Origin of the sequence: Nocardia sp. No.11, from assembly GCF_038752175.1 — a bacterium.
GTDB classification, from domain to species: Bacteria; Actinomycetota; Actinomycetes; order Mycobacteriales; family Mycobacteriaceae; genus Nocardia; species Nocardia canadensis.
The window spans coordinates 106,871-117,428 of record NZ_JBCGFB010000002.1; the positions used below are offsets into that span (position 1 = coordinate 106,871).

The 10,558-nt window shown below is 70.9% G+C and carries 7 protein-coding genes and 1 pseudogene; 2 read left to right on the forward strand and 6 right to left on the reverse strand.

What is annotated here, in order from left to right; all coding sequences use genetic code 11:
• Positions 1 to 76: 76 nt before the first annotated feature.
• Both V8688_RS01620 and V8688_RS01625 read right to left on the reverse strand, forming a co-directional pair.
• Entirely contained in the window at positions 77 to 5,542 is a 5,466-nt protein-coding gene (locus tag V8688_RS01620; protein ID WP_218721020.1) for a carboxyl transferase domain-containing protein, read from the reverse strand.
• Between the two features lie 284 nt (positions 5,543 to 5,826).
• Positions 5,827 to 6,069: pseudogene (locus tag V8688_RS01625) on the reverse strand (LysE family translocator); the annotation flags it as partial.
• A 164-nt stretch (positions 6,070 to 6,233) separates the two neighbouring features.
• On the opposite strand from V8688_RS01625, the gene V8688_RS01630 reads away from it, so the two are divergent.
• Positions 6,234 to 6,560 (forward strand): thioredoxin domain-containing protein, encoded by a 327-nt coding sequence (locus V8688_RS01630; RefSeq protein WP_316574199.1) that lies wholly within the window; start codon positions 6,234 to 6,236, stop codon positions 6,558 to 6,560.
• Positions 6,561 to 6,566: 6 nt separating this feature from the next.
• Here the strand turns inward: V8688_RS01630 and V8688_RS01635 are convergent, their stop codons facing one another.
• The gene (locus V8688_RS01635) at positions 6,567 to 7,157 is read right to left on the reverse strand and encodes a TetR/AcrR family transcriptional regulator (RefSeq protein ID WP_316574198.1); all 591 of its coding nucleotides are present in this window, start codon (positions 7,155 to 7,157) and stop codon (positions 6,567 to 6,569) included.
• Positions 7,158 to 7,348: 191 nt separating this feature from the next.
• On the opposite strand from V8688_RS01635, the gene V8688_RS01640 reads away from it, so the two are divergent.
• The gene (locus V8688_RS01640; RefSeq protein WP_342799996.1) at positions 7,349 to 8,359 is read left to right on the forward strand and encodes a DUF6670 family protein; all 1,011 of its coding nucleotides are present in this window, start codon (positions 7,349 to 7,351) and stop codon (positions 8,357 to 8,359) included.
• A gap of 15 nt (positions 8,360 to 8,374) precedes the next feature.
• On the opposite strand, the gene V8688_RS01645 is transcribed toward V8688_RS01640, so the two are convergent.
• The 3 genes from V8688_RS01645 to V8688_RS01655 form a co-directional block, all read right to left on the reverse strand.
• On the reverse strand, positions 8,375 to 8,932 hold the full coding sequence (locus tag V8688_RS01645; protein ID WP_342799997.1) for a TetR/AcrR family transcriptional regulator: 558 nt from the start codon (positions 8,930 to 8,932) through the stop codon (positions 8,375 to 8,377).
• Between the two features lie 262 nt (positions 8,933 to 9,194).
• Positions 9,195 to 10,292 (reverse strand): PQQ-dependent sugar dehydrogenase, encoded by a 1,098-nt coding sequence (locus V8688_RS01650; protein WP_342799998.1) that lies wholly within the window; start codon positions 10,290 to 10,292, stop codon positions 9,195 to 9,197.
• Positions 10,293 to 10,304: 12 nt separating this feature from the next.
• A partial coding sequence (locus V8688_RS01655; protein WP_342799999.1) for a helix-turn-helix transcriptional regulator occupies positions 10,305 to 10,558 on the reverse strand: 254 nt, incomplete at its 5' end.

Genomic DNA, 10,558 nt, shown 5'->3' on the forward strand with positions numbered 1-10,558 from the left:
CGCCCACCCGACGAGCCGAGAAATGAAGCCGCCCACCCTGGTTCGACAGGGTGGGCGGCTTCGTTTCGGCTCGAATCTACTCCGGCAGGCCGGTCTCGATCGCGGCGATGATGCGCGGGCGCAGATCGCTGACGCTGACGATGGCGTCGACCGAACCGACCTCGACGGCGCGCTGGATGTTGTGGACGCGGTCGAACTCCGCGGCCACATCGCCCAGCTTCTCCGCGCGCACCGAGGAGCGGACCTCGTCGAGTTCGGCGGTCAGGGTCGCGCGGTCGGTGCCGAACGCGTTGGCGGCCTGGGTCTCCAGGTCGCGCACGCGCGGGTCGGCCGCGGTGCGGGAGTTGACTTCGCCCGCGAAGACCACCGCGGCGGCGGGGGCGCCACCGAGGACCGAGGCGAACGAGCCCTCCAGGGCGAGCACGGTCATGTTCGGGTTCAGCGCCTTCGAGAACACCACGAACGCACCGCCGTGGTACCGCGAGATCACGGTGAACACGATCGGGCCCTCGAAGTTGACGATGGCGCGACCGATCTCGGCACCGTACTCGAGCTGCAGCTTGCGCATCGACTCCGGCGAGCCGTCGAAGCCCGACAGGTTCGCCAGCACCACCAGCGGACGGTTACCGCTGGCCGCGTTGATGGCCCGGGCGGCCTTCTTCGACGACCGCGGGAACAGGGTGCCCGCCGTGTAGGTGTCGGGACCGTCGGTCGACGGGAAACCGCGCCGCGGCACGCTGCGCGACTCGATCCCCAACAGGCACACGGGGATACCGCCGAGGTGCGCGTCCTGCACCACCGCGGTCTCGGCGTCGGCCATGCCCGCCCAGCGCTCCAGCACCGGGTGATCCTGGTCGGCCAGCGCGCGCATCACGGTCCGGATGTCGAAGGGCTTCTTCCGATCCGGGTTCGCGGCGGCGGAGAAGATCTCGCCGACGGTGGCGAAGGAGCTGTCGGCCAGCACGTGCGGGAAGCTCGAGATGTCGCGGTCGCTGGGGTCGACGGTCTGCGCGCGGCGCGGCGACTGCTCGCCCGGCGCGACGTAGGTGTGGTCGTAGTGCGCCATCAGCACGTCGCGGGCGGCGGTCAGGTTCGGCGCCCAGTACTGCGCCTGGCCGTTGGGGCCCATGACGCGGTCGTAGCCACCGATGCCGAAGTTGTCCTCGGCCGAGACGCCGCCGGAGAAGTCCAGCGACTGCTTGCCGGTCAGCACCATGGCCGAGTCCGGCGTCATCACCAGCACGCCCTTGGTGTGCATGAGCATGGTGGCTTCGGCATTCCAGTACGGCTGCGCGCCGACATTGATGCCGGCGACCACGATGTTGATCTCGCCGCCGTCCTGGGTGAACTCGACGATCCGCTTGAGCGCGGCGGCGACCCAGTCCATGTTCTCGGTGCCGGACTCCATCGAGATCCGGGCGCCGGAGGACAGCGCGTACCACTCCAGCGGCACCTGCAGGCGTTCGGCGAGATCGAGCGCGGCGATCACGCGGCGGCACTCGGGCTCCGAGAGCGCGCCCAGCGACTTGGTCGGGTCACCGAGCAGCAGGACGCGGGTGACGCCCTCGGGGTGCTGGATGGTCGGCGTGCTGATCACACCGGCGACGATGGCCGCGGTGTTGCGGCCCTTCGGCCGGTCGACGGGGACCAGGGTGTGGTCGGCGTCGAGGTCGTACTCGGCGAAATCGCCCAGCACACCGGTCAATTCGTACGGGTACACGGTGTTGCGGCCCGCGGCGCGCAGCACCTTCTGGCGGTACTCGTCGAGCGGCTCGACCGGCTCGTCGGTCAGCTCGCCGACGGTCACCTGGGAACCGCCGGTCGCGTCGATCGCGATCCGGACGCCGACCTTGGTCAGCTCACCGGTCTGCGGATCACGCTGACGCGCGATGAGCAGGATTTCCTCCAGCCCGGCGCCGACGGCGGTCGGCAGCACGTGTCCGCCGATCGTGGCCAGTTCCTCGCTGGTGACGTCCATCGGCGGCCAGATGTACATCACGATGCGGTTGGTGTTGAGCCGCTTGGCCGAGGGCCGCCGCGACTGCGCCCGACGGATCGAGTCGACACAGGTCGCGATCGTGCTCTCGGCGGTGGGCAGGGCGAGCAGCCTGCCGTCGTGTTCACGCAGCGCGGCCAGGTCGCGGACCTGGGCGAAGGCGATCAGGCGGTCGTCGGACGGATTGCCCTTGGCGACGCACCGGAACAGGTAGACCTCTTCGTCGTCCGAGGACGGCAGGCGGGTCAGGTCGAACTTGCGCAGCCGTTCCATCTGCATCCGCTGCGCGATGTAGGGGTGCAGGCCGCGGATCAGCCGCTCCTCCGCCATGCCGGTGGCCGACGGACGGAAGGTGAAGTGGTGGTGCATGACCGCGCCGTTGCTGCCCGCCACGGTGGCGGTGATCCGGTGCACCTGCTGCGGCAGCTGGTAGCCGCCGAGGACCTCCTGCAGGGCCGCGGCCATGGCGTCGAAGTCCTCGGGCTGGGCTTCCCAGCTGAGGTAGATGTCGGCGTCGATCGAGGCGGCGCCGTTGGCCAGCTCGCCGAGGCCCTGCAGCGCGGTGCCCAGCTCGTCGAAGCTCACCGCGGCCGAGACCAGGCTCGCGCCGTCGCGCTCGGCGACGACGAAGGACGTGCCGCCGACCTGCTCGGTGTGCACGCCGGTCAGGCCCTTGTTGCCGTAGTAGCGGCGGGTCAGCACCTCGAGCAGGACGGTGTGGTCGGGCTTGTCGCGCTCGAGCCGCTGGCCGAGCAGGCGCACCAGCGGTTCGGTGCTGCGCACCATGTCGGCGATGCGGGCGGCGCGATCGGCCGAGTCCGGGTGCGCGTCCAGGTAGGTCAGGTGCTTGCGGACATTGGTGTAGACGCGGGCACGGTTGCGGCGCAGCAGCGGCTGGCCGTACCAGCCGTAGACCAGTCCTCGGGTGAGGTCGGCGATCACCGGGAAGCGCACCTGCGTGGCCGCGACCAGGCGCTCGAGCGCCAGGCCGACGGGCTCGCGCAGCACCTGGTCCGGCATCGGCTCCCGCAGCCACTCGCGCAGCAGCGTGGTGATGACCTCGACGGTGTCGGTCGGGCGCTGCTGGGCCAGGAAGATCCGGAACACCGCGGCCTCGAGGTCCGGGGTCCGATCCAGCTCGGTGACGCCGTAGTGGCTCAGCGCCTGCGCCAGCTTGGCCTGGTACGCCTCGGGCAGACCGGCCCGCTCGACGTCGAGGCTCTGCAGGTAGGTGTGGAAGTACTCGCGCGCACTGTGCAGGTGGTCCGCGCTGTGCTCGTCGTCGGCCGCGCGGTTGTGGCTCAGTTCGGCCAGATCGGCGAAGACCTGGACGAGTTCGAGTTCCTCGGCCAGCGGACGGTGATCGCCGGCGACACAATCGCGGCGGGCCGCGAGGTACTCGTCGAGGACGCGGCGGTCGTCGTGCGGGTCGACGTCGAAGCCGAGCAGCAGGCTGCGCAGATCCTGCAGGCCGCGCGCGAGCCGCTCGTGCGGCTGGCGCGGGGTGGGCTCGGTGGGCAGGTCGAGCTCGACCGTCCCGACCGCTTCGGTCTCGCCTGCCTCGTCGTCGTCGGCGAGGGGCTCGAGCCGCAGCAGCGGCGCGCCGGTCTCGACCTGGGTGCCGACCGAGACGTTGCATTCCTTGAGCCGGGCGCGGAACGGCGCGCGCAGCACCGTCTCCATCTTCATGCTCTCCAGCACGAGCACCGCGGCGCCTGCCTCGACCTCGGCACCGACCTCGAGCGGGGTGCCGACGACCAGGGCGGGCGCGGGCGAGCGGACGACGCCGCCCTCGTCCCGGCTGATCCGGTGGGTCACGCCGTCGACGTCGACCAGGTGGGTCGGTCCGTGGGTGCCGGTGATCAGGCGGTAGCGGGTGCCGTTGACGACGATCTGCCCGGTGTGCTGGTCGAAACGCTCGAGATCGACGTCGGCGGTGGTCAGTTCGGCGCCGGCCTCGATGCCGACGCGGAACCGGTGCGCGCCGATGCGCGCCACCCGGACCCGGTAGCTCGCGCCGCGCAGCTTCAGGTCGAGCGGGCGGCCGCTCTCGTGCTGGACCTGCGGACGGCCGCCGGAGGCGGTGGACAGCAGGCGGTGCCGCTCGGCGCGCTCGTCGTCCTCGTAGGCGTCGATCGCGGCCGCGGCGAGCGCGATGGCGGAGTGCTGGTGGGTCACCAGGCGGCCCTCACCGCGCACCCGGTCGATCCAGCCGGTGTCGGCGCTGGCGTCGATCACCTCGGGCTGCTCGAGCAGGTCGAGGACGAAGCTCTTGTTGGTCGCGCCGCCCTCGATGACCACCCGGGTCTGCGCCATGGCCCGGCGCAGCCGGCCGAGGGCCTCGTTGCGGTCGCGGCCGTAGGCGATGATCTTGGCGATCATCGAGTCGAAGTCGGCGGGGATGGTGTCGCCCTCGCTGACGCCGGTGTCCACGCGGATGCCCGGGCCCGCGGGCAGGTCGAGCCGCACGATGCGGCCGGGGGCGGGGGCGAAGTCACGGTCGGGATCCTCGGCGTTGAGCCGGGCCTCGATGGCGTGGCCACGCTCGACCGGCGGGGTGCCCTCGAGCTTGGTGCCGGAGGCCACCGACAGCTGCGCGTGCACGAGATCGACACCGGTGGTGCACTCGGTGATCGGATGCTCGACCTGCAGGCGGGTGTTCACCTCGAGGAACGCGAACAGCTGTTCCCCCGGGTGGTACAGGAATTCGACGGTCGCCGCGCCGCAGTAGCCGACCGCGACGGCGAGGCGCTCCGCGGAGGCCTTCAGCTCGGCGGTCTGCTCCGCGCTGAGCACGGGCGACGCGGACTCCTCGATGACCTTCTGGTTGCGGCGCTGCACCGAGCAGTCGCGGACGCCGAGCGCCCACGCCGTGCCCTGTCCGTCGGCGATCACCTGGACCTCGACGTGGCGGGCACCGGTGACCAGACGCTCCAGGAAGACCACACCGCTGCCGAAGGCGCGCGCGGCTTCCTGCTTGGTGCGCTCGTAGGCGTCGACCAGTTCGGCCTCGTTGGTGATGACGCGGATGCCGCGGCCGCCACCACCGGCGGTGGCCTTGAGCATCAGCGGGTAGCCGATCTCGGAGGCGGCCTCGATGGCGTCCTCGACGGTGTCGACCGCGCCGCGGCTCCACGGCGCGACCGGGACCCCGACCTCCTCGGCGAGCAGCTTGGCGCCGATCTTGTCGCCCAGCTTGCGCATGGCCTCGGCGCTGGGGCCGATGAAGGTGACGCCGATGTGCTCGCACAGTTCGGCGAAGGCCGGATCCTCGGCGACGAAGCCCCAGCCGACCCAGGCCGCGTCGGCCTTGGTGGCCACCAGGGCCTGCTCGAGCACCTTGAGATCCAGGTACGGGCGGGCCGAGGCCGGGCCGAGGTCGTAGGCGACATCGGCGGCCCGGACGAACGTGGCGTTTCGGTCGACGTCGGTGTACAGGGCGACCGTTTCGATCGGTAGCCCACTCGCCGCTGCCAGATCACGGACGGCATGGATGAGCCGCATGGCGGCCTCTCCCCTGTTGACGATGGCGATGCGGCTGAACACTCGCCGACTCCTTTCCAATACCGAGTTGTGTGGCCCGGACGGGTACGAATTCGAACTCCGGTTCCAGGGCAGTGTGCACCTCTACTCCGTATATGTGAACAGCGTCCAAGGGTTACCCGCACGTATTAATGAAGTCGGCCGCACACGCCCCGGTCAGCGCGGGGTCTCGGCGCGCCTCGACGCGCGCCGACGGCACGGCCCGGACGCGATGTCTTCAGTGTCCTCCGAATCGCGCGACCGGCCGAGAGTAGTGCGCTACCCGGCGCGTCCCGGCCTGGTTCGTTTCACTTGACGGCGCCGGTGAGCGCGACGGAGGCGCCGAGCCCGATGATCATCGCCCCGCCGGTGGCGCCGACCGCTTCCAGGCGGCGCGGCGAGCGGGCGAACCAGCCGCGCGCGGTCCCCGCGACCAGCGCCCAGCTGCTGTCGAGCACCAGCGCCGGCACCGCCATGATCGTCCCGAGCACCACCAGCTGCGCGACCATCGATCCGGCCGCCGGATCGACGAACTGCGGCAGCACCGCCGCCGCCACGAAGGCGAGCAGATCCGGAAGCGGAACCATCGACCGACCGTACGGACCGATCGGCCTGCCCGGCAGGGGTTTCCCGCCTCGGGCTTGCCTTGACCTCGGCGTCAATCCCTAGCGTGGTCGACCCGGGGCGAGGTGCCCCGCCGACCGAGGGAGAGAACATGACCCACGCGATGACCGCGGTGACGGATGCGACGTTCGCCGGCGCGGTGCTCGCTGCCGAGGTACCGGTGCTCGTCGAGTTCACGGCGTCGTGGTGCCCGCCGTGCAAGATGATCGAGCCGATGCTGGGGGAACTGGCCCGCGAGGAGGCTGACCGGATGACGGTGGTCCAGCTCGATGTGGACGCCAACCCGCGCACGACCGCCGACTACGCCGTGCTGTCGATGCCGACGCTGATGCTGTTCCGGGACGGCGAGCCGGTGCGCACGGTCGTCGGCGCGCGGTCCAAGCGGCGGCTGCTCGACGACCTGGCGGACGCGCTCTGAGTCCGATCAGAACAACGCGCCCATGAGCCGGGTGCAGCGGGCGATCATGGCCTCGGCGCTTTCCTCCGGGTGCCGCAGCCACCAATTCACCAGTGCCGTCACCACACCCATCCAGACGTCGGTGAGCGCCGACAGGTCTGCGGCATCGGTGATTCCGCGTTCGGCGAGCAGGGCGGCCGCGCCCCGGTAGGCCTGCTCGGCGAGGCGGCGTTCGGCGCGATGTGACGCGTCGGCCGCGATGCCGTCCGGCGGATAGGACCGGTCCAGCAGCACGTTCCAGTCGTGGGGCCTGCGGGCCAGCGCGGCGATGACGACTTCGAGTGTGTGCTCGGCCATCTCGATTCCCGGGGTGCCGTCGAAGACCGGCTCGATGGCGCCGCACACCGCGTCGGCCGCCCGCTCCACGCACGCGGCGTAGAGGCCCTCTTTGCTGCGAAAGTAGTGGAACACCATGGGTTTCGAGACCCCGGCCGCGCTCGCCACGCCGGCCGGGGACAGCCCGGCGTACCCCACCCGGCTGATCTGCTCACCGGCGATGTCGAGAATCTGCTGTTCCCGCTCGGCGCGCGGCACCCCTTTCGTTCCCGCCGTGCCCATCACGCCCTCCTTCCGCTGGTTGACCGTGCCCGGCCACCAGGTAATTTACCGCCTCGCCAGCGCCGGTCAATTGGTCGGGCGTCCACGTCGACGGGCATCCACGGACTGGTTGACGACGAATTGACCAAACGGTAATTTTCCTATCGGTCAGCTCGATGTCCGTCCAGCGAAAGGCGCCGGTTTCCATGGCGATGACGACTCCCCTGCTCCACGGCATTCAACGCACCGTGTCGAGTTCCCACGCGGTGAACGGCACCCCGTACGACCCGAACACCCCCTTCCATCCGCCCCGTGGGCGCTACCGGACCGTCCACTACGGCCTGATGTTCCCCGGCCTGCCCGCGCCGCTGAACTTCCTGGACTTCATCACCGTGATCGGGCAGCCGAAGGTGCGGGCGTTCCGCAACGCGCATCTGATCGAGACCTCGGCGGCCGACACCGCGAACCTGCTGGCGGGCACGGCGGTGCGATTCCCCGGCCAGTTCCGCGGCTACCAGGTCGCGCGCGATCTGGAACTGGCGCCGGACGCGAGCCTGATCCGGTTCGGCGAGGACTTCGCCCTGCGGGGCAGCTACCCGAATTTCCTGGTCACCTACCGCAATCCGGAGTTCCGGGCGGATCTGCGGGTGCGCGCCACCGACAAGATCGCGCATTTCGCCAAGCTGCGCGGCGGGCTCTACGACCACTGGTCACTGCTGTGCGAGTACGAGGGCACCGTCGACCACCAGGGCACCCGGTACGACCTGTCCGGGCTCAGCACGCTCGAATACGCCCGCGCCGTCGCGGTCGACCTGTTCCTCACCTTCTTCACCTATCAGATCATCAACATCGACGCCGACACCCAGGTGCTGATGGTGGAAGTCCGTGGGCCACTGGGCATTCCGCTCCAGCAGACCGTCTACGTGCGCTCCCGCACCGACCACGGCGGCGCCTACGAGAACGGCTACCGCTATCGCGTCGCCGGGTACGAACACACCCCGCGACACACCCCCGAGGGCCGGGACATGACCCTGGCCACGACGTTCACCTGGGCCGTCGACGACGACAACGGCGACCCCCTGATCCAGATCGACGCCGTCGCCAACGACGACTATGTCTACGGCATGACCGGTGGCTACGTCGGCAGCTACCGCTACACCGGCACCTTCCGCGGCCGTCCGGTCACCGGCACCGGCTACGTCGAACAGATCGGCACACCGTAGCCGCGCGCCGCCGAGCTATGGCGAATGCGGCAGACCGGCCGCGTCGCGCATGGCAGCACGGCCACGCCGCGCGGCGGACGCGTCGCCGAGTAGCTGGATTTCCTGGTTGACCGCCATCGAAATGCCGATGAGCACGGTGGCGATCTGCTCGGGTGGCCGCTGCGCGGCGGGGGTTTCGCCTTGCGCCGCGGCGATTTCGGCGGTGAGGTGGGCGCGCCAGTCGGCGACGACCACCCGCAGCCGGTCCCGCAGTACGCCGGGCCGTCCATCGAGTTCCGACGATGCCGCGGTGACGAAACACCCTCCCGGAAAAGGACATTCGGCCAGGTAGTCGATCCAGGCATCGATCAGTCGCGCCAGCCGGGCCGGGCCCGGCGCCAGGTGCGACAGTGGCGCCAGGACGGCGGCCCGAAAGATCTGACCGGCCCGCTCGAGGGCAGCGGCCTGCAAGTCCTCCCGGGATCCGAAGGGGCCGACGACCCCAGCCTTGCTCATCGCGAGCCGGGAGGCGAGCGCGCCGACCGTCAGCCCTTCCAAACCGAGACACGATGCCTCGTCGACAGCGGTCCGCACGATCCGATCCCGGGTACGGGCCGCTTCGGCGACGGAGCGACGGGGAGACATCGACCGCTAAGAAGGATGTCTCCGAATGAGTGAACTGCTCCGACTCGACGCGACGGCGACCGCGCTGATCGCCCACGATGTGGCCACTGTCGCCGACGCGGAGATGGACGCGCCGACCCCGTGCGCGGGCTGGACCGTCGCGCCCTGCTCGGCCGTGATCCCCACTGGGTCAGCCGCCGCGACGGTGGTCACTAGCGCGGCCGGAGGCGGGTCAGCGGGCCGGGAAGCGCAGGATGCGGTCGTCGCCGGTGCGGGGGTCGCCGCGGCCGTCGGTGTTGGAGGTGGTGAGCCACAGGGCGCCGTCCGGGGCCACCGCGACGGTGCGCAGGCGGCCGTAGGTGTCGCGGAGTAGATCCACCGGAGCGGTCGCTTCGCCCTCGGACAGCGTTGCGGTCCAGAGCCTTCGGCCACGCAGGGCGGCCAGGTAGAGGGTGTCGCCGGCGATGGCGAGCCCGGAGGGCGAGGACTCGGCGGTCGACCAGGACAGCAGCGGGTCGGTGAAGCCGCGGTCCGCGCCACCCGCGCCTTCGACGGTGGGCCAGCCGTAGTTGTGGCCCGGTTCGATACGGTTGAGCTCGTCCCAGCGATTCTGGCCGAACTCGGCGGCGTAGAGGGTGCCGGCGCGGTCCCAGGCCAGGCCCTGCACATTGCGGTGGCCGAGACTCAGAATCGGTGAGCCTGCGGTCGGATTGCCCGGTGCCGGTGCGCCGTCGGGGGTGAGCCGCAGGATCTTGCCGTTCGGGCTCGCCGGGTCCTGCGATCGTGCGCTGTCGGCCGCGTCACCCGTGCCGACGTAGAGCATGCCGTCGGGTCCGAAGGCGATCCGGCCGCCGTTGTGGTTGCCCGCCTTCGCGATTCCGGTGAAGATGACCTCCGGCGTCGCGCCCGGCCGCAGGCGCACGATGCGGTTGTCCTCGGCGGCGGTGAGATACGCGTACACGTATCCGGTGTCGGCGTAGTCGGCAGCGACGGCGAGACCGAGCAGTCCGCCCTCCCCGCGCGCCACGACACCGGGCACCTGATCGACCATCTCGGGCGCGCGGCCGGGCGTCACGCGCAGGATGCGGCCCGAATCCCGCTCGCCGACCAGGGCGCCGCCGTCCGGCAGGAACGCCAGTCCCCACGGCACGTCGAGGCCGTGCGCGATCTCCTCGGCGGCGCCCAGATCGGGACGGCCCGCGGGCAGGCTCGGCACGGTCGAGGTCACGGCGGCGGGCGCGCTCCGGTCCGGCTCGTCGCTCGCGCAGGCGGTGACCGTGAGGGCGACCAGCGCGGCGCCGAGGACAGCTCGTGGGCGACCGGTCGTCACCCACCCATGGTGTCAGATCAGCTTGGCGAGCTGGTCGCGATCGGTGGCGTCGAGCTTGATGCACGCGCGATAGATGTGCCCCTCGACGGTGCGGACCGAGACGCAGAGCCGTTCGGCGATGGCCCGGTTGGACAACCCGCGGCCGATGAGGGCGGCGATCTCCCGCTCGCGTTCGGTGATCGGCAGGGGACGGGCGGCGGCCGTGATCGCCGGTGTGCAGGCGCCGTCGCAGCGGGCGGCCAGCGCGGTGGCGCGGGCCGCGGCCT